Annotated in this window: 22 protein-coding genes and 1 pseudogene; 13 read left to right on the top strand and 10 right to left on the bottom strand. The window is 67.6% G+C overall.

Features of this window, described 5'->3' with window-relative positions; all coding sequences use genetic code 11:
- The first annotated feature begins 1 nt into the window (after nt 1).
- Complete coding sequence (locus AC5Y47_RS17780; protein WP_499945507.1) at nt 2-244, top strand: PE family protein; 243 nt, start codon at nt 2-4, stop codon at nt 242-244.
- Nucleotides 245-290: 46 nt separating this feature from the next.
- Here the strand turns inward: AC5Y47_RS17780 and pdxH are convergent, their stop codons facing one another.
- Nucleotides 291-917, bottom strand: coding sequence for a pyridoxamine 5'-phosphate oxidase (gene pdxH / locus AC5Y47_RS17785; RefSeq protein ID WP_499945567.1), 627 nt, complete (start codon nt 915-917; stop codon nt 291-293).
- A 105-nt stretch (nt 918-1,022) separates the two neighbouring features.
- On the opposite strand from pdxH, the gene AC5Y47_RS17790 reads away from it, so the two are divergent.
- Entirely contained in the window at nt 1,023-2,144 is a 1,122-nt protein-coding gene (locus AC5Y47_RS17790; protein ID WP_499945508.1) for a citrate synthase 2, read from the top strand.
- Nucleotides 2,145-2,278: 134 nt separating this feature from the next.
- Nucleotides 2,279-2,731 carry a VOC family protein gene (locus tag AC5Y47_RS17795; protein WP_499945509.1) on the top strand — a complete coding sequence of 151 codons (453 nt, stop codon included), beginning with the start codon at nt 2,279-2,281 and terminating at the stop codon, nt 2,729-2,731.
- 52 nt (nt 2,732-2,783) lie between these two features.
- Here the strand turns inward: AC5Y47_RS17795 and AC5Y47_RS17800 are convergent, their stop codons facing one another.
- Together AC5Y47_RS17800 and AC5Y47_RS17805 are read right to left on the bottom strand one after the other, a co-directional pair.
- On the bottom strand, nt 2,784-4,475 hold the full coding sequence (locus tag AC5Y47_RS17800; protein WP_499945510.1) for an FAD-dependent oxidoreductase: 1,692 nt from the start codon (nt 4,473-4,475) through the stop codon (nt 2,784-2,786).
- Between the two features lie 19 nt (nt 4,476-4,494).
- Complete coding sequence (locus AC5Y47_RS17805) at nt 4,495-5,520, bottom strand: AurF N-oxygenase family protein (RefSeq protein ID WP_499945511.1); 1,026 nt, start codon at nt 5,518-5,520, stop codon at nt 4,495-4,497.
- 181 nt (nt 5,521-5,701) lie between these two features.
- Between AC5Y47_RS17805 and serC the strand changes: the two genes are divergently transcribed.
- Together serC and sepH are read left to right on the top strand one after the other, a co-directional pair.
- On the top strand, nt 5,702-6,832 hold the full coding sequence (serC, locus tag AC5Y47_RS17810; protein WP_499945513.1) for a phosphoserine transaminase: 1,131 nt from the start codon (nt 5,702-5,704) through the stop codon (nt 6,830-6,832).
- An 88-nt stretch (nt 6,833-6,920) separates the two neighbouring features.
- Nucleotides 6,921-7,721: a septation protein SepH gene (sepH, locus tag AC5Y47_RS17815; protein ID WP_499945514.1), complete on the top strand. Its 801-nt coding sequence runs from the start codon at nt 6,921-6,923 to the stop codon at nt 7,719-7,721.
- On the opposite strand, the gene AC5Y47_RS17820 is transcribed toward sepH, so the two are convergent.
- Genes AC5Y47_RS17820 through AC5Y47_RS17830 form a run of 3 tightly spaced genes read right to left on the bottom strand, consistent with a single transcriptional unit; the run spans nt 7,718 to nt 9,245 of the window.
- Nucleotides 7,718-7,993 (bottom strand): DUF2537 domain-containing protein, encoded by a 276-nt coding sequence (locus AC5Y47_RS17820; RefSeq protein WP_499945516.1) that lies wholly within the window; start codon nt 7,991-7,993, stop codon nt 7,718-7,720. The genes sepH and AC5Y47_RS17820 overlap by 4 nt on opposite strands.
- A complete protein-coding gene (locus AC5Y47_RS17825; RefSeq protein ID WP_499945517.1) occupies nt 7,990-8,817 on the bottom strand; it encodes a TrmH family RNA methyltransferase in 828 nt (275 codons plus the stop codon). Before AC5Y47_RS17825 ends, AC5Y47_RS17820 begins: the two co-directional genes overlap by 4 nt.
- Nucleotides 8,814-9,245 carry an Rv0880 family HTH-type transcriptional regulator gene (locus AC5Y47_RS17830; protein WP_499945518.1) on the bottom strand — a complete coding sequence of 144 codons (432 nt, stop codon included), beginning with the start codon at nt 9,243-9,245 and terminating at the stop codon, nt 8,814-8,816. The genes AC5Y47_RS17825 and AC5Y47_RS17830 overlap by 4 nt, the downstream gene beginning before the upstream one ends.
- A 162-nt stretch (nt 9,246-9,407) precedes the next feature.
- Between AC5Y47_RS17830 and AC5Y47_RS17835 the strand changes: the two genes are divergently transcribed.
- Both AC5Y47_RS17835 and AC5Y47_RS17840 read left to right on the top strand, forming a co-directional pair.
- On the top strand, nt 9,408-9,677 hold the full coding sequence (locus AC5Y47_RS17835) for a DUF2530 domain-containing protein (RefSeq protein ID WP_499945520.1): 270 nt from the start codon (nt 9,408-9,410) through the stop codon (nt 9,675-9,677).
- 28 nt (nt 9,678-9,705) lie between these two features.
- On the top strand, nt 9,706-10,161 hold the full coding sequence (locus AC5Y47_RS17840; protein ID WP_499945521.1) for an SRPBCC family protein: 456 nt from the start codon (nt 9,706-9,708) through the stop codon (nt 10,159-10,161).
- Nucleotides 10,162-10,418: 257 nt separating this feature from the next.
- Here AC5Y47_RS17840 and AC5Y47_RS17845 read toward each other — a convergent pair.
- Nucleotides 10,419-11,216: pseudogene (locus tag AC5Y47_RS17845) on the bottom strand (DUF3027 domain-containing protein); the annotation flags it as partial.
- A gap of 136 nt (nt 11,217-11,352) precedes the next feature.
- Between AC5Y47_RS17845 and AC5Y47_RS17850 the strand changes: the two are divergent.
- The 3 genes from AC5Y47_RS17850 to AC5Y47_RS17860 all read left to right on the top strand — a co-directional run bounded on the left by AC5Y47_RS17850 (nt 11,353) and on the right by AC5Y47_RS17860 (nt 14,677).
- Complete coding sequence (locus AC5Y47_RS17850) at nt 11,353-13,029, top strand: MFS transporter (RefSeq protein ID WP_499945523.1); 1,677 nt, start codon at nt 11,353-11,355, stop codon at nt 13,027-13,029.
- A gap of 17 nt (nt 13,030-13,046) precedes the next feature.
- Nucleotides 13,047-13,508 carry a DUF2771 domain-containing protein gene (locus AC5Y47_RS17855; RefSeq protein WP_499945569.1) on the top strand — a complete coding sequence of 154 codons (462 nt, stop codon included), beginning with the start codon at nt 13,047-13,049 and terminating at the stop codon, nt 13,506-13,508.
- A gap of 98 nt (nt 13,509-13,606) precedes the next feature.
- Nucleotides 13,607-14,677, top strand: a complete 1,071-nt coding sequence (locus tag AC5Y47_RS17860; protein ID WP_499945570.1) for a GGDEF domain-containing protein — start codon at nt 13,607-13,609, stop codon at nt 14,675-14,677.
- Between the two features lie 9 nt (nt 14,678-14,686).
- On the opposite strand, the gene AC5Y47_RS17865 is transcribed toward AC5Y47_RS17860, so the two are convergent.
- The 3 genes from AC5Y47_RS17865 to AC5Y47_RS17875 form a co-directional block, all read right to left on the bottom strand.
- Nucleotides 14,687-15,694 (bottom strand): glutathione S-transferase family protein, encoded by a 1,008-nt coding sequence (locus AC5Y47_RS17865; protein WP_499945524.1) that lies wholly within the window; start codon nt 15,692-15,694, stop codon nt 14,687-14,689.
- An 11-nt stretch (nt 15,695-15,705) separates the two neighbouring features.
- Nucleotides 15,706-17,658 carry an acyl-CoA dehydrogenase family protein gene (locus AC5Y47_RS17870; RefSeq protein WP_499945526.1) on the bottom strand — a complete coding sequence of 651 codons (1,953 nt, stop codon included), beginning with the start codon at nt 17,656-17,658 and terminating at the stop codon, nt 15,706-15,708.
- A 75-nt stretch (nt 17,659-17,733) separates the two neighbouring features.
- Nucleotides 17,734-18,156, bottom strand: coding sequence for a cold-shock protein (locus AC5Y47_RS17875; protein WP_499945528.1), 423 nt, complete (start codon nt 18,154-18,156; stop codon nt 17,734-17,736).
- Between the two features lie 161 nt (nt 18,157-18,317).
- Between AC5Y47_RS17875 and AC5Y47_RS17880 the strand changes: the two genes are divergently transcribed.
- The 3 genes from AC5Y47_RS17880 to AC5Y47_RS17890 are packed head-to-tail and all read left to right on the top strand — an operon-like array spanning nt 18,318 to nt 20,036.
- Nucleotides 18,318-18,713, top strand: coding sequence for a YccF domain-containing protein (locus AC5Y47_RS17880; RefSeq protein WP_499945530.1), 396 nt, complete (start codon nt 18,318-18,320; stop codon nt 18,711-18,713).
- On the top strand, nt 18,710-19,777 hold the full coding sequence (gene moaA / locus AC5Y47_RS17885; protein ID WP_499945531.1) for a GTP 3',8-cyclase MoaA: 1,068 nt from the start codon (nt 18,710-18,712) through the stop codon (nt 19,775-19,777). The genes AC5Y47_RS17880 and moaA overlap by 4 nt, the downstream gene beginning before the upstream one ends.
- Entirely contained in the window at nt 19,770-20,036 is a 267-nt protein-coding gene (locus AC5Y47_RS17890) for a MoaD/ThiS family protein (protein ID WP_499945533.1), read from the top strand. Before moaA ends, AC5Y47_RS17890 begins: the two co-directional genes overlap by 8 nt.
- Nucleotides 20,037-20,185: the final 149 nt, after the last annotated feature.

A 20,185-nucleotide genomic window follows, 5' to 3' on the forward strand; every position in this document is an offset into this window, starting at 1 on the left:
CATGTCGTCCTTGATTGCGGTCCCGGAGATAATCAGTTCGGCGGCAACGGATTTGGCCGGCATCCAGTGGCGATCGGTGCAGCCGACGCGGCCGCGACGGTTCAAACCACGGCGGTGCTGGCAGCGCCCGCTCATCGGCAACGGCGGCAACGGTGGGCCAGGCCTCGCCTTGCCAAGCAGTGGCGGTGCCGGCGGCAACGGCCGGCTATTTCGCGGACTGGACGGGCTCGCCGGTCCGCCGTAATGGCCGGGAGGATGCGACTGAGGCATCGGGACACGGTGAGCAGAACTCAGGGCTGCAGTCGCTCGACCTGACCACCAATCACCCGAATCCTGTTGTGCACCCGGTCTTCTCGGCCCTGCCAAAACTCCACGACCTGCGGTGCGATCAGATAACCGCCCCAGTTCGGCGGCACCGGGATGTGCTCGGTGTCAGCGAACCGCTCGGTCACCTCCGCCAGCTGGTCCAGCAACGCGGCACGCGAGGCAATCGGCTGCGACTGGTGTGACGCCCAGGCGCCCAGCTGGGAACCGCGCGGCCGTTTCGACCAGTAATCCTGGGTGACCTCGGGAGCGACCTTGCTCACCGGGCCCCGGATGTGAATCTGTCGGCCCAGGAGATACCAGGGAAACGTCGCCGAGGCATAGGGCGTCACCCCGAGTTCGATCCCCTTGGCCGAGTCGTAGTTGGTGTAGAAGCTGATCCCGCTCTCGTCGGCGTTCTTGCACAACACCGTCCGGCTCACCGGCCGCCCGTCGGCAACGGTGGCCACGACCATCGCGTTGGCCTCCGCCACCCCGGCCTGCCATGCGTCGTCCATCCACTTGCGGAACAAAGCAAGCCAGCCATCGGCCAGCCAGTCGGCATCGAGGTCGGCACTGCCGTCCTTCTCCGCGGATCCGTACTCCACCCGCATCCCGGCCAAGCGCTGCCAGTCAGATCCGGTCACCCGGCCAACGCTACTCGGCGGTTGTTACTGGCCGGTAGTAACCGTGCGGGGGTCGGGTGCGAGAATCTGCCCATGACTGTGATCCCCGAGGATTTTGTCCCAGGTCTGGAAGGCGTGGTGGCCTTCACGACCAAGATCGCCGAGCCGGACAAAGACGGCGGCGCGCTGCGCTACCGCGGCGTCGACATCGAGGATCTGGTGGGCCAGGGGGTCCACTTCGGTGACGTGTGGGCGCTGCTGGTCGACGGCGACTTCGGCCGAGGGCTGCCACCGGCCGAGCCGTTCCCGCTGCCGATCCACACCGGTGACGTGCGGGTGGACGTGCAGGCGGGTCTGGCGATGCTGGCACCCATCTGGGGCTACAAGCCGTTGCTGGACACCAACGAACCCACGGCCCGCGACCAACTGGCGCGCGCGTCGGTGATGGCGCTGTCTTACGTCGCGCAGTCCGGTCGCGGTATCTATCACCCGGCCGTCCCCCAGCGGATCATCGACGAATGCCCTACCGTCACAGCGCGTTTCATGACCCGCTGGCAAGGCGAGCCGGACCCCAGGCACATCGAGGCGATCGATGCCTACTGGGTGTCGGCGGCCGAGCACGGGATGAACGCCTCGACCTTCACCGCGCGGGTGATCGCCTCGACCGGCGCTGACGTGGCCGCGTGCCTGTCCGGGGCGATCGGCGCGATGAGCGGCCCGCTGCACGGTGGGGCGCCGGCGCGGGTGCTGCCGATGATCGAAGAGGTCGAGCGCACCGACGACGCGCGTGGCCTGGTCAAAGGGATCCTGGACCGCGGCGAGAAGCTGATGGGCTTCGGCCACCGGGTGTACCGCGCCGAGGATCCACGGGCGCGGGTGCTGCGAGCGACCGCTAAGCGGCTGGGTGCGCCCCGCTACGAAGTGGCCGTCGCGCTGGAGCAGGCCGCGCTGGCCGAGTTGCGCGAACGCCGCCCGGACCGGCCGATCGAGACGAATGTCGAGTTCTGGGCCGCGGTCATCCTGGACTTCGCCAAGGTGCCGGCCAACATGATGCCGGCGATGTTCACCTGCGGACGCACCGCAGGATGGTGCGCGCACATCCTCGAACAGAAGCGACTCGGCAAGCTGGTCCGCCCGTCGGCCGTTTATGTCGGTCCGGGTCCGCGCAGCCCTGAGTCCATCGAAGGCTGGGACCGGGTCCTCACGACGGTGTGAGCGCCGGGTTGCGGTAGGTCCCACTTGTCGGTGGGCCTGGTTAGCCTCGCGGACGTCCGATGAGTTTTGTCTGCGCGCCCGGTCTGTACCTGTGCAGCCCCGCGCGGGCGATACCAACAACCCGAGGAGAGTCCATGGCCATCAACATCGAACCCGCAGTGATCCCCCACCTCGTCGTCGACGACGCCGCCGCTGCGATCGACTTCTACGTCAAGGCTTTCGGTGCCGAAGAGCTTGGTCGCGTACCCGGCCCAGACGGCAAGTTGATCCACGCCGCGGTGAAGATCAACGGCTCCACCGTCATGCTCAACGACGACTTCCCGGAGATGTGTAACGGCCAGTCGATGACGCCCAAGTCACTGGGCGGCACCCCGGTCACCATCCATCTGACGGTGACGGATGTCGACAACAAGTTCCAGAAAGCCGTCGACGCCGGCGCGACGGTGGTGATGGCGCTCGAGGACCAGTTCTGGGGAGACCGCTACGGCGTGCTGGCCGATCCGTTCGGGCACAACTGGTCGCTGGGACAGCCGGTACGCGAGGTCAGCATGGAGGAAATCCAGCAGGCGATGTCCGCGCAGGCCTAGCGGCGATCGCAAGCGCGGCGAAGCCGGGCGAAGCGGGTCGCCGCCGTCGACCCTAGCCGCGTAGCCGTGCCAGCAGGCGTCGGGGGAACGACGACGTCTGCGGCGCGGCGGTCGCGGCGACCGCGAGCATGTCGTCAACCGCGGTGAACTTGTTGCGCGGCCGGCCGTCTCGGCTGCCGCGCGCTACCTCCGCGTCGTCGATGGCACGCCAGCCTGCGGAGTCGACGACGTCGGGCTGACGCGCCGCCACCAGCTGGGCCAGCGTCGCGCGCCCTGCCGTCGGATCGGTCAGCTTGCCCGCGTTGAAGTCGGCGACCAGCGCCGCGACGGTCTGCATCGAGCACGACTTGTTGGTGCCGATGAACCCGGTCGGTCCGCGCTTGATCCACCCGGCGACGTAGGCGCCGGGGACGGACCGGCCAGTGCCGGGATCGACGACGCGGCCGCCGTCGTTGGGCACGACGCCGGCCCGCTCGTCGAACGGGAGATCGCGAATTGCATTGCCGCGGTAGCCTATCGACGTCAACACCAGGCCCGCGTCGAGCCGGCGCACCTCCTCGGTGCCGGTGACGGTGAACTCGATTCCGGTTGCGTGCCCCTCCCCCACAACGCGTTGCGGGGTAAGACCGTAGGCGAGCCGGATGCGCGGTCGCGACGCCGGGACAGTCCCGTCGCCCAGGGTGCTGAGGATTCGAAGTTTGTTGCGCGTCAACGGATCCGTCGCGGTCTCCAGATCGTCGAGCACCTTGCGGTGGTCACCGGGGTCGAGCACGACGTCGGCCGCACCGGTGAGACCGACCAGCTCCGGCAGCGTGAAAGCCGAGTGCGCCGGACCCCGGCGGGCTGCGATCACCACCTCCCGCACGGCCGATTTGCGCAACGCCTTGAGCGCGTGGTCGGCGATGTCGGTGCGAGCCAGATCGTCGGGGTCTGCGGTGAGCACGCGCGCAACATCCAGAGCGACGTTGCCGTTGCCGACGATCACCACCCGCTCGTGGCTCAGATCGATTGGCAGACCGGCGAATTCGGGGTGACCGTTGATCCAGGCGACCAACTCGGTGGCGGTGTCGGTGCCTGGCAGACCCATCCCGTCGATGTCCAGACGACGGTCGTTGGGCGCCCCCACCGCGTACAGTACGGCGTGGTGATGCTGCATCAGCTCGGCGTGGCTGACGTGCTTCCCGACCTCGACGTTGAGAAAGAAGCGGAACCGACGGTCGCCGGTGACCCGGTCGAACAGCGTGGTGACCCGCTTGGTGTGCTGGTGGTCGGGCGCCACCCCGACCCGCACCAAACCATAAGGCGTGGGCAGTTTCTCGAAGACGTTGACCCGCACGCCGTGCTGGACCAACAGCTCGTCGGCGGCATACATCGCCGCCGGCCCCGAGCCCACGACGGCCACCGTCAGCGGCCGGTCGTGCGCGCGCACCTCGGCCGCCGGCAGCACCGGCGCCAGCTTGGAGGTGGGCGGCAGCTTCTCACCGGCGGGCCGTTCCGGGTAGAACGACGCGTTGATCTCCACGAACGGCAGTTGCCTGAGGTCCAGCCGGCTGTCGGGCACGATCGCCCCGACCGGGCAGGCGCTCACACACGCGCCGCAGTCCACGCAGGCCACCGGGTCGATGTAGAGCATCTCCGACGTTGCGTAGCCTGGTTCGTCGGGGGACGGGTGGATGCAATTGACCGGGCACGCGAACACGCAGGACCCGTCATTGCAGCACGATTGGGTGATGACGTGCGGCATAACCTGACTCGCGAACTCCCTAGGCGGCCGGCGCGGCGGACAGGTGCTGACGCTGCGGTTCGCTGCGGTAGCGCGACGGCTTGCCGTTGATCTTGCAGATCCGCCACATCAGCCGGGCCGAGCGGTTCTCCATCAACCCGGTGTCGTAGGCCAGCATGCGCACGTCGGAGAACATGTCGCGCAACCATTTCCGCGACTCCGGGGACCGGAAGAACAGTTCCTTCTTCACCGAGCGCGGGATGTCGAACTCCTGCCAGAACGCCTTGGGCGGAATCAGAATCGCGTTGCAGAGCGTGCGCATGACCAGCGGGAAGGCCAGGGACGCCCAGAAGCGTTGCCGGCGAGTCAGATTCGGCAGTCGGCGGCGCAGGAACTCGTGCGCGAACGAGATGTGCCGCGCTTCCTCGGCCACGTGGATGGCCATGACCCGTTCCATGATCGGGTGCAGCGACTTGCCTTCGCGCAGCACCTGCTTCTGGGTGTGGTCGATCGGCTCTTCACCGGCCAGCACGCCGATGAAGAAGAGCACCGGCAACGGACCCGCGGCCAGCGGGATGATCGGCGAGATCCAGCGCAGCCGGCGCGGCATCCCAGGAACGTCGGCGCCGACGCGGTTCACCATCTCCTGGAACATCATGGTGTGGTTGCACTCTTCGACCGACTCGTGCAGGCAGTAGCGGTACTCCGGGGAGCCGTTGGGCACCCAGAAGGTGTAGTTCATCAGCCCGCGGATCAGGATGGACTCGAAGTGCAGACCCACCTTGGCCACGTTGGCCTGGCGCCACATGCCGATCTTGATCTTCACGTCGTCGGGCTGCGCCTGATACCAGGGGTGGCGACCCAGCGGGTCGGTGGCCGGGAGGATCCACCGGGGATCGTTGTCAGTGACGGCGAACTCCGGTGACTCCCAATCGATATCGGTGTACGGATTGAAGTTCCGCCGCACCGACCCCTCGGACAGTGTGGCGAGCATTTCCACGTACTCCGCGTCGTCCCGCACTTCCATGTTGCGGCGCCAACGTCGAACCATGCGCGTCCTAGCCATTCAAGCCTCCCCAACGAGGTTCAGATCGGACGGATAGGAAATACGGTACCGCCGGTACTGGGAATTTTCCAGAGCCGTCGGATCGACTGTGGCCTAGGCCGCATATCGCATCGGGTGTGGCTCAGGTCACAGCTCGGCCCGCTTGGTCGTCGCCCCGGCCCCGCTCACTACCCTGGTCACCATGGCTGACCAGCTCCCGACTTCACTCGAGATCCCCGCCGACCTCAAACCGCGCGACGGCAGGTTCGGCTGCGGACCCTCCAAGGTGCGACCCGAGCAATTGCAAGCGCTGACCACTACGGCCGCCGAGTTGTTCGGCACGTCGCACCGCCAGGCGCCGGTCAAGAACCTGGTTGGCCGAGTTCGCGAAGGTGTTGCCCAGCTGTTCTCCACCCCTGACGGCTACGAGGTGATCCTGGGCAACGGCGGGGCGACGGCCTTCTGGGACGCCGCCGCGTTCGGTCTGATCGACAAGCGCTCGCTGCACCTCACCTACGGCGAGTTCAGCGCGAAATTCGCCTCCGGCGTCGCCAAGAACCCGTTCGTGGGCGACCCGATCATCGTCAAAGCGGACCCGGGCAGCGCACCCGAGCTGCAGTCGGACCCGTCCGTCGACGTGATCGCCTGGGCGCAGAACGAGACGTCGACGGGTGTCGCTGTGCCGGTACGCCGCCCCGGCGATGCCGGTGACGCGCTGGTGGTCATCGACGCGACCTCGGCAGCGGGCGGACTGCCGGTGGACATCACCGAGGTCGACGCCTACTACTTCGCGCCGCAGAAGAACTTCGCCAGCGACGGTGGTCTGTGGCTGGCCGTGATGAGCCCGGCGGCGCTGGCCCGGGTCGAGGCGATCGCCGCGTCGGGGCGTTGGGTGCCCGACTTCCTGTCGCTGCCGATCGCGATCGAAAACAGCGTCAAGAATCAGACCTACAACACCCCGGCGGTCGCAACTCTGGCGCTCATGGCCGAACAACTCGACTGGCTGCTGGGCAACGGCGGCCTGGACTGGGCGGTCAAACGCACCGCGGACTCGTCGCAGCGGTTGTACTCGTGGGCCGAGGAACGCTCCTACACCACCCCGTTCGTCGCCGACCCGGCGTTGCGCTCACAGGTGGTCGGCACGATCGACTTCGCCGACGAGGTCGACGCTGCGGCGGTGGCCAAGACATTGCGAGCCAACGGCATCGTCGACACCGAGCCGTACCGCAAGCTCGGACGCAACCAACTGCGCATCGCGATGTTCCCGGCCGTGGATCCCGACGACATCAGCGCGTTGACCGCCTGCATCGACTGGGTGGTCGAGCGACTCTAGCCACGCCCGCGTGTCAGCGACGTTAACGACGTCTGGCGCACTAGAGTGCGCACGTAACGGGTCCGGCGCTGACCTGCGAGGAGAAGCCATGCGGGAACTCAAAGTGGTTGGGCTCGACCCCGACGGCAAATACGTCCTCTGCGAGGGGGCCAACTCGGCCGAGAAGTTCAGGCTGCCCGCCGACGACCGCCTGCGGGCTGCGATGAACGGCGAAAAACTGCCGGCCGAGCAGCCCGCACTCGACATCGACGTCACGAACATGTTGAGCCCCAAGGAGATTCAGGCCCGGATCCGGGCCGGGGCATCAGTGGAACAGGTGGCCGCCGCGTCGGGATCCGACCTCGCGCGGATCCAGCGTTTCGCCAACCCGGTGCTGCTGGAACGCTTCCGCGCGGCGGAGCTGGCAACGGCTGCGCATCCGGTCCTGGCCGATGGCCCCGCGGTGCTGACGCTGCTGGAAACCGTCACCGCCGCGCTGGTGGCGCGTGGGTTGAGCGCGGAGCGGCTCAGCTGGGACGCGTGGCGCAACGAGGACAGCCGCTGGACGGTTCAGTTGGGGTGGCAGGCCGGGCGGTCGGACAACCGCGCGCATTTCCGCTTCACGCCGGGTGCGCACGGCGGCATGGTCACCGCGATCGACGACGCGGCGACCGAACTCATCGACCCCGACTTCAAACCGCGCCAGTTGGCACCCGTGGCCCACCTGGCCTTCGAGCCCGAACCCGTACCCATACCCGAGGCGCTGGAGCCGGCGCCGGCGCCGAGCCCACCGGCAGCAACGGGACCGGGTACGCCCACCGAACAGCCAACCGGCAGCCGCCGAGGCAAGCCGGCCATCCCGGCCTGGGAGGACGTGCTGCTCGGCGTGCGGTCAAGCGGACAGCGCTAGCCGCCCCGCAACACCACCGCGATCAACGCCACCCACGCTGCTACGACGCCGACTCCGGCGCCCAGCACAAACCAACGCAGCACCAGGGTGCGCCGCCAACCCCAGAACGTCGGCGCCAGCCCGCCGACCGCCACGATGTTGAGGCCGACCGCCAGCAGCGGGTGCACTCGCATCAACCCGAGGCTGAGTACCACGATCGCGGCGCCGGTGACCGCGGCGACGAAGGCGGCGACCGCCAAACCCGTGCCCCACGGGACGGGTTCGTCGCTCACGTGCGAAGCCTATCGGGGATCGTCCGCTCGTAGAACGCCAGCGCCGCCGCGGTGGCGACGTTCAGCGAGTCGGTGCCGCGCGACATCGGAATGCGGACGCGCGCGTCGCTGATCCGCAGCGCTGCCGTCGTCAAGCCCGGTCCCTCGGCGCCGACCAACAGCGCGACCGGTTCGTCGGTGACCGCGCCCATCACCTCGAACAGGGAGCCGGCGTCACCCTGCGGTGTCAGCGCCAACAACCGGAAGCCGTGTTCCTTCAGTAGCCGCAGGTCTGCGGGCCATTCGGCGGCCCGGGCGTAAGGCACCAGCAACGCGTGACCCATGGAAACCCGCACCGCGCGGCGGTAGAGCGGGTCGGCGCAGCCGCTGCCGAAGATCACGGCGTCGACACCCAGCCCGGCCGCGTTGCGGAAGATCGAGCCCAGATTCTCGTGGTCGTTGACTCCTTCGAGCACGGCCACGGTGCGGGCGCCTTGGATCACCTCGGCGACGGTCGGCTCGGGGACACGGCGCGCCGCCGCCAATACGCCACGGTTGAGGTGGAAGCCGACGGCCTGCGCCATCACCTCGGCCGAGACGCGGTAATAAGGCGCCGGGCTGCCGACCAGATCGTGTTCGAGTTCAGCCAGCCGCCGGTCGGTGCCCAGCAGGGCACGCGGAGTGAAGCGCGACGCCAACATGCGCTGCACCACCAGCACGCCCTCGGCGATCACCAGGCCCTTGCCGGTCGGTAGGTCCGGGCGGCGGTCGACGCTGTTGAGGTCACGAAAGTCGTCGAGGCGCGGGTCGTCGGGATCGGCGATGTCCTGGACGTCGATTGTCACGGGCTTTCGTCGACCAGGACCGACATCAGATCGGCTGCGCTGCGCAGGATGTCGCGTTGGCCGTCGTCCAGCTTCGCCAGGCGCTCGGCGAGCCACTCCTGACGGGCGCGGCGGGCCACCCTGACCAGCTCGGCGCCGGACTCGGACACCGAAACCAGCACCTGTCGACCGTCGACCGGGTGCGGGGCGCGGTCCACCAGGCCTTCGTCGGCCAGCGACGCGATGACCCTGGTCATGGACGGCGGCCGGACCCGTTCGCGGATCGCCAGGGCGCCGGGTGTCATCGCACCCTCGTTGGCCAGCGTCGTCAGCGCCGACAGCTGGGACAGCGACACCGGCGAGGACGGGTTCCGGAACCGGAGCTGGCGCGACAGCCGCATGACCGCCAACGACAGATCGGCGGCCAGCCGCGCATCGCTGTCAGGCACAGCGCGAGGTTACAACGGAACCCGAGAAACGTGGATGAGAAACGGCGAACCCGGCGGCGCATCGAGTGTGGAAAGCACGACGCGACGCGCCGGGTACCTGTCGTGGGCTTCACTCTCGGCGGCCTGTGGACTTGCAATGACGGCGCGTTATGTTGAGACGCGATGAACGTCGAGTCGTACGATCCCGAACCCCCTCCGCTGCCGCGGGCTTGGTTGCAGGTATGGCCGGTCGTCATGGTCGGTGCGGCCGGCTGGGTGATCGCTACGGTTGCGGCGTTCCTGGTGCCCGGACTGCACAGTTGGCGGCCGATCGCGCTCGCCGGTCTCGGCGTCGGAGTGCTCGGCACCAGCATCTTCGTCTGGCAGCTGGCCGCCGCACGTCGCGGCGCTCGCGGCGCGCAGGCCGGGCTGGAGAACTATCTCGACCAGTAGTAGCAGTTGCGCACCCTTGGGAGGACATATGGCAACACCACTCTTACAAACACATATCGACATCGATGCCCCGCCGGCGAAGGTATGGGAGCTCATTTCCGATTTCCGCCGAATGCCGCAGTGGAGTCCACAATGTCGCTGGATGCGACCTTTCGGCCCGCTGCGCCCCGGCACCCGCACCCTGAACTTCAACCGTCGCAACCGGCTGTTCTGGCCGACCACCAGCACGGTCGTCGAAGTGGTTCCGGAGAAGAAGCTGGCGTTCCGGGTCGACGCCAACCGCACCATCTGGAGCTATGAACTCGAACCGCAAGGTGACGGCACCAGGTTGACGGAGACCCGTCACGCCGAAAACGGCGTCACCGCGTTCTCGAGCATCACCGTCAAGGCGCTACTCGGTGGGAACACCAGCTTCGAACGTGAACTGGTCGAAGGGATGAACACCTCGCTGGCCAATATCAAGGCCGCCGCCGAGAAAGGCTAGCCGGACGGTTCCGTCGAAGCGGTGGGCTCGTCCGGGGCAGGCTCGTCCGGGGCGGCAGGCTCGTCCGAGGCAGGCTCGCCCGGGGCGGCAGGCTCGTCCGAAGCTACAGGCTCGTCCGGGGCTGCCGGCTCGTCCGAAGCAGGCTCGTCCGAAGCAGACTCGTCCGAAGCGACAGGCTCGGTAGGAACCCCGGCCTCCGTTGGAACCTCAGCCACCTCCGCAAAGGCATCTGCGCCTGGGACGGCCGGTTCCTCTGCCGCGGACACCGGTTGCTCGACGATCTCCAGCACCCCGTCGTCGTACGGCTGGTACATCGGCGAGCCGGTACCGGCCGGGGCGGGCGTGTCCGAGTGCGCGCCGCACCCGTACTGCTTGTCCACCACGTGCCCGTCCGCGGACAGTTCGTTGCCGCAGACCCCGAACATCGAGCCCAGCGATCCGGCCAGGGGCAGGAAGAAACCGCAGTCGCGGCACACCCGCTTGGTCGAGCGTGACATCGCCGAGTCGGGTCCGTACTCGCCCTCGTGCCAGCGTTCGGCGGCGTCCGCGCGGCCCCACGGGCTCATCAGCCAGCGCCGGCCCAACCCGAGTTCGACGGCGACCTCGTCCAATTGCGGGTCACCGGTGGCGCTGTAGCCGGGCACCAGTCGCGGGTCGTCCTTGGCCGGCGCCAGCAGGTCACCCGGTCCCAGGTCGCCGGGCTGCACCCGTTGGTCCCACGGCACCCACTCGGGTGCCAGTAACGCGGTCGGACCGGGAATCAACACCACCTCGCTGATCGTGGCGTGGTCGCCGCCGGGGTAACTGGCGACGACGACGGCCCACTGCCACCCCCGGTAACCGGGCACGTGGGCTAGGAATTGGTGCGTAGCGGTGTTGGGATCTTCGTAGCTGACGCCGAGGTAGTCGCCGACGGAATCCGGACCACTGAATTCCACGACAGCGGCCCTGGCCTGCTCAGCGGCGCCCGTGAGTACCGCCGCGAGCTCGTCGGGCCATGCCGCCATCGTCACGGCACCGCCGCCGTCGACGGCCTCCTCCATGGGTCCGGTCACACTCTCCCCTCTCTGCGATCCGCACTCAATACTGCCGGAAGACACGTCGGCGCAGCCACACCGGTTTCCTACGCCAGCACCCGCCATAGGACAGAATTGAACCGTGTCAGGACGGCGGCGTGATCATCCGGGCCGCATGGCCCCACCTCCGGGCCGCCGGACCCCGCACGACCCAGGCAAAACCCCGGGCGGATCCTTTCACCAACATCCCGGGATGGCGAACTACCCGGCGGACGACGTCGACTACCGCCGGTCTCGCCGCCCACCACCCATGCCCAGCTCCAACCGCTATCTGCCGCCGCTGGACCACGATCCGCCTCCCGAGCGCGACACTCCGCCCGAGCCGCCGCGCGGCTTCGTCAACGGCGAACGCATCACCGTCACCCGTGCCGCGGCAATGCGCAGCCGTGAGATGGGTTCACGGATGTACTGGATGGTGCAGCGCGCCGCCACCGCCGACGGCGCCGACAAGTCCGGCCTGACGGCGCTGACCTGGCCGGTGATGGCCAACTTCGCCGTCGACTCCGCGATGGCGGTCGCCCTGGCCAACACCTTGTTCTTCGCCGCGGCGAGTGGCGAAAGCAAGTCGAAAGTTGCGCTGTACTTGCTGATTACGATCGCGCCGTTCGCGGTGATCGCGCCGCTGATCGGGCCGGCGCTGGACAAGCTGCAACACGGCCGGCGCGTCGCGCTGGCGATGTCGTTCGCGCTGCGCACCGCTCTGGCGCTGGTGCTCATCATGAACTACGACGGCAACAGCGGCAGCTTCCCGTCGTGGGTTCTGTACCCCTGCGCGCTGGCCATGATGGTGCTCTCGAAATCGTTCAGCGTGCTACGCAGTGCGGTGACTCCACGGGTGATGCCGCCGAGCATCGATCTGGTGCGGGTCAATTCCCGCCTGACGGTGTTCGGCCTGCTCGGCGGCACCATCGCCGGCGGTGCTATCGCCGCGGGTGTCGAATTCGCCTGCACCCACCTGCTGCAATTGCCCGGAGCGCTGTTCGTGGTCGTCGGGATCACCATCGCCGGCGCGCTGCTGTCAATGCGGATCCCGAGCTGGGTCGAGGTGACCGCCGGCGAAGTCCCGGCCACCCTGAGCTATCACCGCGACAGCGACACGCAGCGGCGCAGCTGGACCGAAGAGGTCAAGAAGTCCGGCGGGAAGCTTCGACAACCATTGGGCCGCAACATCATCACCTCGCTGTGGGGCAACTGCACCATCAAGGTGATGGTCGGGTTCCTGTTCCTGTATCCGGCGTTCGTCGCCAAGGCCCACGACGCCGACGGGTGGGAGCAACTGGCGATGCTGGGCATGGTCGGCGCAGCGGCGGCGATCGGCAACTTCGCCGGCAACTTCGCCAGCGCACGCCTGAAGCTGGGGCGACCCGCGGTGCTGGTGGTGCGCTGCACCGTGATCGTCACGGCGTTCGCGCTGGCTGCCGCGGTGGCCGGCGAGTGGGTCGTGGCCGCCGTCGCCACCCTGGTCACGTCGGGGGCCAGCGCCATCGCCAAAGCATCATTGGACGCGTCGTTGCAGCACGATCTGCCCGAGGAGTCGCGCGCCTCCGGTTTCGGGCGCTCGGAGTCGACGTTGCAGTTGGCCTGGGTACTGGGTGGGGCGGTCGGTGTGCTGGTCTACACCGAATTGTGGGTGGGGTTCACGGCGGTCAGCGCGCTGCTCATCCCGGGACTCGCCCAGACTTTGGTCAGCTTCCGGGGCCACTCGTTGATCCCGGGTCTGGGAGGTAACCGACCGGTGATGGTCGAGCAGGAGGGCACGCGGCGGCAGGGCACCACGGGTATGCCGCAGTGAAGCCTCGGCTGCTGGCGATGCTCGCCGCGATCCTGCTGCTAGCCGCCGGCGCGGGCATCGGCGCCTGGCTGCTGGTGCGAAGGACCGGTCCGCACCTCCCGATGATCAGCGCCTACTCGAATGGGCAACTGACCCGGGTAGGGCCGTACGTGTACTGCAACGTGCTGAATCTCGACGACTGCCAGGCACCGCAGACCCAGGGCGAGCTGAGAGTCAGCGGACGCTACCCGGTGCAACTGTCGGTGCCCGAAGCCATTTCCCGCGCGCCGTGGCGGCTGCTGCAGATCTACGAAGACCCGGCGAACACCACCTCCGCGCTGTTCCGGCCGCACACCCAGCTGGCCGTCACCATCCCCACCGTCGACCCGCAGCGCGGGAAGCTGACCGGGGTGGTCGTGCAGTTGTTGACCTTGGTGGTCGACAACGGTGAACTACGGGAGGCTCCGCATGCGGAGTGGTCGATTCGGCTGGTCTCCTGAGCGGGCATGTGAAATTGAGCGGATCCGCTGTGCGACTGTTGCATTAGCATGTCCGAGCAAACTTGCGTCGTATCGACGGTGTGGTCCACGTGAGACAGATGTTGGAGTTGCTGCTCCAGTGGTGGCGCGCGGGTGATCAATTCGAGCAGCTGAGCTCGCACCTCGAAGCACGGGGCATGACCCGCGCGATCCGCGCCCGCATCTGCTTCATCGCCGGGTCGTTGAGCCTGGTGGCGATCGGCTCGATCTGGAGCCCGGTCGGACCGCACGGGACGATTCCGGTGACGCTGGCGCTGATCGCCGGCGTCCTTGCCGCCGCCAACTCCCTGTTGTGGGCGCTGCGGTGGCCGACGCACCGTCAGGCGGTCACGTTCGCAATCGTGTCCAGCACCGGCATCGCCCTGGTGGTGCTGGCGCAGAGCAATCCCGCGGCGGCCATGTTGGGCTGCACGACGTTCGCCGGGCTGGCGATCCACCAGTCGTTGTTCCATTCCGCGCGCATCATCGCCTACAACTTCGGCTGCTCGGTGGTGGTGGCGTCGGTCAAGACCGTCGGGCTGGTCTCTCAATTCGGTTTGGCCGGTGCGCTTGTCGCGTTCTGGTTGGTGGTGCTGCTGAATCTTTCGTCGCCGCTAGCGCTGTACGTCGCCGGTCAGGTCCTGGGACCCGATGCGTACCGCGCCGACCATGATTCGCTGACCGGCCTGCTCAACCGTCGGGCGTTTTATCTGCGCGCACAGAAGACACTGCAAAGCTGCCGGGACGGCGCGGCGGATCTGGTGATCGGCGTCATCGACCTCGACCGGTTCAAACAACTCAACGACCGCTACGGTCATCCGACCGGGGATGCGGCTCTGATAGCGGTGGCCAAGACGTTGCAGGACGGGACCACCGAGAAGGCGCTCATCGGCCGGCTGGGCGGCGAAGAGTTCGCCTTCGCCGACCAGTGGCCGCCCGGCGAAACAACCTCGCGCGCAACGCAATTATGCGCCGCGATCGCCGCGTTGCCGTTCGGCATCACCGCGAGCATCGGCACCGCCATCCTGTTGTCCGGGGCCGACCTACCTGCGCCCGACACCGAAGCCGCCTTGACCGATCTGGTGTCCTCGGCCGACGCCGCGATGTACGCGGCGAAGGCCAGGGGCGGCAACCAGGCCGCACAGCACTGAAGCAGTCCGTCAGTCCGCCCCGTGGCCAGGCAGCACCCGCTCGCCGTCCGCCACCGGCCCTGGTGGTGTCCCATCGCCGAATGGCCTGCCGCCCAGAGCTTCTCGACCATGCGGCGACAGCCAGTTAGCCAGGTCCGGCCCCTTGGGCACGATGCCGGTCGGGTTGATGTCGGAATGCACGATGTAGTAATGCTGCTTGATCTGGACGAAATCGATGGTGTCGCCGAAACCCGGTGTCTGGAACAGATCTCGCGCGTAGCCCCACAACGCCGGCATTTCGGACAGCTTGGCCCGGTTGCATTTGAAGTGGCCGTGGTAGACGGGGTCGAAGCGCGCCAATGTGGTGAACAGTCGCACGTCGGCCTCGGTGATGGTGTCGCCCACCAGGTATCGCTGCCCGGCCAATCGCTCACTCACCCAGTCCAGGGCGGTGAACAACCGGTCGTAGGCCGCGTCGTAGGCGTCCTCCGACCCCGCGAAGCCGCACCGGTACACCCCGTTGTTGATTTCGGTGTAGATCCGGGTGCTGACCTCGTCGATCTCCTCGCGCAACGCTTCGGGATACAACTGCGGGGCGCCCTCGCGGTGGTGGGCGGTCCACTCGGTGGAGAAATCCAGCGTCATCTGCGCGAAGTCGTTGGTGACCACCGCACCGGACTCGGTGTCGACGACGGCGGGGACGGTGATTCCCTTGGGATAGTTCGGATCCCGCTTGAAGTAGGCGTCCTGCAGTCGCGGGATCTGCAGCACCGGGTCGACGCCACCGGGATCGAGATCGAAAGTCCAACTGCGTTCGTCGTGGGTGGGACCGCAAAAGCCAATGGAGAGAACGTCTTCCAAGCCGAGTAGCCGTCGGACGATGATGGTTCGGTTCGCCCACGGGCACGCCCGCGCCACGACGAGGCGGTACCGGCCGGGTTCCACCGGGTAGCCGTCGCGCCCGTCGGCGGTGATGCGGGTGGTGATGTAGTCGGTGTCGCGGTTGAATTCGCCGGTCCCGGCGACATAGGTAGCCATCCCGGATCCCCCTAGATCTTCGCCTCGGCCGGGTCGGACGCCGAGACGACTTTCCGGGCCAGGTTCTGTTCGGTGGACGGGCCCGGCTCCCATGCAGCGATCCATGGTCCGGTGCCCTCGGATTGGTCGATGATGCCGTCCTCCAGCCAGGTGTATCGGCCATCCAACACGTCGTCGGTCAAGCGCACGTCGCTGCTGTCGGTGTTGGTCCACAGCGCGCTGAACAACGCCTCGACACGCAAAGACGCCTGCTGACAGAACATTTCGGCGAGCTCGTAGGCCTGCGTGCCGAGTACGGGATCGGTGCTGCGCTGCGCCTCGGCCCGCACACAGGCGGCAGCCATCGCGAACAGCTCCGCGCCGATGTCGACGATGCGGCCCAGGAAGCCCTGCTTCTGCTCCAGTTTGGCCTGCCAGCGCGCCATCCCGTAGAAGGTATTGCGGGCCAGCTTGCGGCTGGAGCGTTCCACGAAGCGCAGGTGCGGGGCCAGCGCACCGAACTCGTTGTACGCCGTCGGACGCTGGCCTTCACCGAACACCAACTTGGGCAACCACTTTGCGTAGAAGCCGCTCGCCCCGACCGCGGCGGCGGCCTTCTGCCGCAAGTCGGCGTCGGCCTTGGCCAGATCCCCGGCAGCGCTCAGATGTGCGTCGACAGCTTCGCGCGCAATGAGCAGCCGCATGATCTCGCTGGATCCTTCGAAGATGCGGTTGATCCGCAGGTCGCGCAGCGACTGCTCGACCGGTGCGGCGCGCTCCCCGCGTGCAGCCAGCGACGCCGCTGTCTCATAGCCTCGCCCGCCGCGGATCTGCATCAGGTCGTCGGCGATGACACAGGCCATCTCGCTGCACCACAGTTTGGCCAACGCGGCCTCGATCCGGATGTCGTTGCGGTCTTCGTCGGCCATCTGACCCGACAACTCGACCACTGCGTCCAACGCGTAGACGGTGGCCGCCATGAAGGAGATCCGACTTGCCACCGCTTCGTGTTTTCCGATCGGCTTGCCCCACTGCACCCGCTGCGCCGACCATTCGCGGGCGATCTTCAACGACCACTTCGACGATCCGGTCACCATCGCCGGGAGCGCCAACCGTCCCACATTGAGTGTGGTCAGCGCGATCCGCAGACCGTCGCCCTCGCGACCGATCAAGTTCTCCGCGGGGACCCGCACGCGGTGCATCCTGGTCACGCCGTTCTCGATGCCGCGCAGACCCAGGAACTGATTGCGCCGCTCCACGGTGATCCCCGGTGAGTCGGCCTCGACGACGAACGCGCTGATGCCGCCTCGGTGCCCGTCGCTCTTGGGAACGCGGGCCATCACCACCAGCAGTTCGGCGATCACGCCGTTGGTGGTCCACAACTTGACGCCTTCGAGTTCGTAGGCCTGCCCGTCGCCGGTCGGGGTCGCCGTCGCACCCAACCGCGCCGGGTCGGAACCGACATCGGGTTCGGTGAGCAGGAACGCCGAGATGGCTCCAGCTGCGCAGCGCGGCAGGAACTTCCGCTTCTGCTCCTCGGTACCGGCCAGTTTGAGGGGTTCGGGCACCCCGATCGACTGATGGGCGGACAGCAACGCGCCGAGGCTGGGATGCACGCTCGACACCAGCATCAGCGCACGGTTGTAGGCCACCTGGGACATGCCCAAACCGCCGTACTCCCCCGGGATCTTCATGCCGAAGCAACCCAATTCGGCTAAACCCGTGACGTATTCGTCGGGGATCTGCGCGTCGCGCTCGATGACGCTGCCATCAACGGTGCCCAGGAACTCGCGCAGCTTGGCCAGGAAATCCGAGGTTCGCCGCTCGTCGCTCTCCGACGGGCGCGGGAAGGGGTTGATCAGCTCCAGCGGGAAGCGGCCGAGAAACAGCTCCTTGGCGAAAGACGGTTTATCCCAGTCGCTTTCGCGGGATTCTTCGGCGACTGCTCGGGCCTGCTGCTCGGTGACCTGCGCCTGCTGTGCCATCGCCGCCTCCTCGTTGACGCCGTCCCAACGAGGTCTGAGTACCCGCTAACCTGCACGGGTAACGCCGAGCCCGGGCTACGCCTCGAACTCCCGCGCGACGGCCTTGACCACCTCGGAGATCTGCCGGGCCGTCTTGCGGTCCGGGTAGCGACCTTTGCGCAACTCGGGCTGCACGGTGCTCTCCAGCAGCGTGATCATGTCCTCGACCATGCCGTGCAACTCGTCGGGGCTGTGCTTGTGCTCGGCGGGCGCCTCGCGGCGCGCGGCCTCCCGGCGGGTCCGGGACAGACTCGGCGGCGAGTCGAGCAGCTTGAGGCTCAACGCCTGTGGTCCGCGCCGTCCCGAGGCAATGCCGAACTCGACCTTCTGGCCGGCTTTGAGGCCCTCGACTCCCGCGGGCAACGCCGAGGAGCGGACGTAGACGTCCTCACCGTCCTCCTGCGACAGGAAGCCGAACCCCTTCTCGGAGTCGTACCACTTCACTTTGCCGGTCGGCACTGCTCTCACCTGCTGTCTGACGGATCTGGCGTTACAACACAAAGACGCGTCCTTTTATGTTCAGGACGCGATGACGATCACAGATCCTACTCGGCTGATTGTCCGCCCAGCATTCCGGTTTACCCGACACTCGGTAGGCTGGCGGTACCGCTGGAGGAGATATGCGCCTGGTTCTGAACGTCATCTGGCTGGTATTCGGTGGCCTCTGGCTGGCCCTCGGATACCTGTTGGCCGCGCTCGTCTGCTTTCTGCTGATCGTCACCATCCCGTTCGGCTTCGCCGCCCTACGGATCGCGTCGTATGCGTTGTGGCCGTTCGGCCGGACCATCGTGGAGAAGCCGGGTGCCGGGACGGGCGCGGTGATCGGCAACGTCATCTGGGTGCTGCTGTGCGGGCTCTGGCTGGCGATCGGGCATCTGACGAGCGCGATCGCGATGGCCGTCACCATCGTCGGGATCCCGCTGGCACTGGCAAACCTGAAGTTGATCCCGGTGTCGCTGGTTCCGCTCGGCAAGGAGATCGTCCCCGCCGACTGGCCCTCGCGAGCCTCGGCATGACGCTGACCGCGCTGGGATTGCCGGCGGTTCCCCGGCCCAGCAAACACCGGCCCACGCTGGCCGGCCCGTTGCTCGACACCTACGGACGCGTCGCCACGGATCTGCGGGTCTCACTCACCGACCGCTGCAATCTGCGCTGCACCTACTGCATGCCCGAAGACGGGCTGAACTGGCTGGCCGGAGAACAGCTGCTGCAACCCGACGAACTGGCCCGGCTGCTGCGCATCGCGGTGACCCGGCTCGGCGTCACCGCCGTGCGGTTCACCGGAGGCGAGCCGTTGCTGGCCCGCCACCTCGAGCAGGTGGTCGCCGCGGCAGCCGAACTTTCGCCGCGTCCGGAGATTTCCCTGACCACCAACGGCCTCGGCCTGGCCCGGCGGGCGGGGGCACTGGCCGCCGCGGGCCTGGATCGGGTCAACGTGTCGCTGGACAGCGTCGACCCCGCGCACTTCGCCGCCATCACCCGTCGCGATCGGCTGCACGACGTGCTCGCCGGCCTGGCCGCCGCGCAACAAGCCGGTCTGTCGCCCGTCAAGGTCAACGCCGTGCTGGACCCCGAAACCGGTCGCCGCGACGTCGTCGAGCTGTTGCGGTACTGCCTGCAGCACGGCTACCAGTTGCGCGTCATCGAACAGATGCCGCTGGACGCGGACCATCGATGGCGACGGCACGCGACGCTGCGCGCTGACGACGTGCTGGCGGCGCTGCGGCCACACTTTGGCCTGCGGCCCGATCCGGCGCCGCGCGGTTCGGCTCCGGCCGAACTCTGGTTGGTCGACGCCGGACCGGATACGCCTGCGGGGAAAGTCGGTGTGATCGCCTCGGTGTCGCACGCCTTCTGTGCGACGTGCGACCGCACCCGGCTGACCGCTGACGGCCAGGTTCGAAGCTGCCTGTTCTCGTCCCAGGAGACCGATCTGCGGCGTCTGTTGCGCGGCGGCGCCGACGACGACGCCATCGAGGCGGCGTGGCGCGCGGCGATGTGGGCCAAGCCCGCCGGCCACGGCATCAACGAGCCCGGATTTGTCCAGCCCGACCGTCCGATGAGTGCGATCGGTGGCTGAGCGGTCTCAGATCGAGGTCACCGTCCGCTACTTCGCCGCCGCGCGGGCGGCCGCGGGAACCGAGTCGGAGACGCTCACGCTGCCCTCCGATGTGACGGTCGCCCAACTGGTGGAAACCCTCGCCCGGCGGGACACGCGACTTGCGACGGTACTGAGCCGCTGCTCCTATCTGCGCGACGGAATTGCTGTCCGAGATGAGGCCACGGCGTTATCCGCCGGCGACACGGTTGATGTCCTTCCGCCGTTCGCCGGCGGTTGAAACTGTGAAATAGATCACGTAACGGATCGATAACAACCCGGCCACGCTCTGATTTCGGGTGCTATGAGCTGCGCAAACGTCGGGGCTTCCTGGTGTTTTGCGACGCCGATGTGACCAAAACGCCGACTTTCGTTGAACGTGACGAGAAC

The sequence above is a fragment of the Mycobacterium sp. NGS22 genome (assembly GCF_059813095.1).

What these genes read in the sequence shown, in the direction of transcription:
- serC (WP_499945513.1), top strand. Translation starts at nt 5,702, where the DNA reads ATGGCTGACCAGCTCCCGACTTCACTCGAGATCCCCGCCGACCTCAAA.
- AC5Y47_RS17840 (WP_499945521.1), top strand. Translation starts at nt 9,706, where the DNA reads ATGGCAACACCACTCTTACAAACACATATCGACATCGATGCCCCGCCG.
- AC5Y47_RS17850 (WP_499945523.1), top strand. Translation starts at nt 11,353, where the DNA reads ATGGCCCCACCTCCGGGCCGCCGGACCCCGCACGACCCAGGCAAAACC.
- AC5Y47_RS17870 (WP_499945526.1), bottom strand. Translation starts at nt 17,658, where the DNA reads ATGGCACAGCAGGCGCAGGTCACCGAGCAGCAGGCCCGAGCAGTCGCC.
- AC5Y47_RS17780 (WP_499945507.1), top strand. Translation starts at nt 2, where the DNA reads ATGTCGTCCTTGATTGCGGTCCCGGAGATAATCAGTTCGGCGGCAACG.
- pdxH (WP_499945567.1), bottom strand. Translation starts at nt 917, where the DNA reads ATGCGGGTGGAGTACGGATCCGCGGAGAAGGACGGCAGTGCCGACCTC.
- AC5Y47_RS17855 (WP_499945569.1), top strand. Translation starts at nt 13,047, where the DNA reads ATGCTCGCCGCGATCCTGCTGCTAGCCGCCGGCGCGGGCATCGGCGCC.
- AC5Y47_RS17835 (WP_499945520.1), top strand. Translation starts at nt 9,408, where the DNA reads ATGAACGTCGAGTCGTACGATCCCGAACCCCCTCCGCTGCCGCGGGCT.
- AC5Y47_RS17880 (WP_499945530.1), top strand. Translation starts at nt 18,318, where the DNA reads ATGCGCCTGGTTCTGAACGTCATCTGGCTGGTATTCGGTGGCCTCTGG.
- AC5Y47_RS17790 (WP_499945508.1), top strand. Translation starts at nt 1,023, where the DNA reads ATGACTGTGATCCCCGAGGATTTTGTCCCAGGTCTGGAAGGCGTGGTG.
- AC5Y47_RS17805 (WP_499945511.1), bottom strand. Translation starts at nt 5,520, where the DNA reads ATGGCTAGGACGCGCATGGTTCGACGTTGGCGCCGCAACATGGAAGTG.
- AC5Y47_RS17860 (WP_499945570.1), top strand. Translation starts at nt 13,607, where the DNA reads ATGTTGGAGTTGCTGCTCCAGTGGTGGCGCGCGGGTGATCAATTCGAG.
- AC5Y47_RS17865 (WP_499945524.1), bottom strand. Translation starts at nt 15,694, where the DNA reads ATGGCTACCTATGTCGCCGGGACCGGCGAATTCAACCGCGACACCGAC.
- AC5Y47_RS17795 (WP_499945509.1), top strand. Translation starts at nt 2,279, where the DNA reads ATGGCCATCAACATCGAACCCGCAGTGATCCCCCACCTCGTCGTCGAC.
- sepH (WP_499945514.1), top strand. Translation starts at nt 6,921, where the DNA reads ATGCGGGAACTCAAAGTGGTTGGGCTCGACCCCGACGGCAAATACGTC.
- AC5Y47_RS17800 (WP_499945510.1), bottom strand. Translation starts at nt 4,475, where the DNA reads ATGCCGCACGTCATCACCCAATCGTGCTGCAATGACGGGTCCTGCGTG.
- moaA (WP_499945531.1), top strand. Translation starts at nt 18,710, where the DNA reads ATGACGCTGACCGCGCTGGGATTGCCGGCGGTTCCCCGGCCCAGCAAA.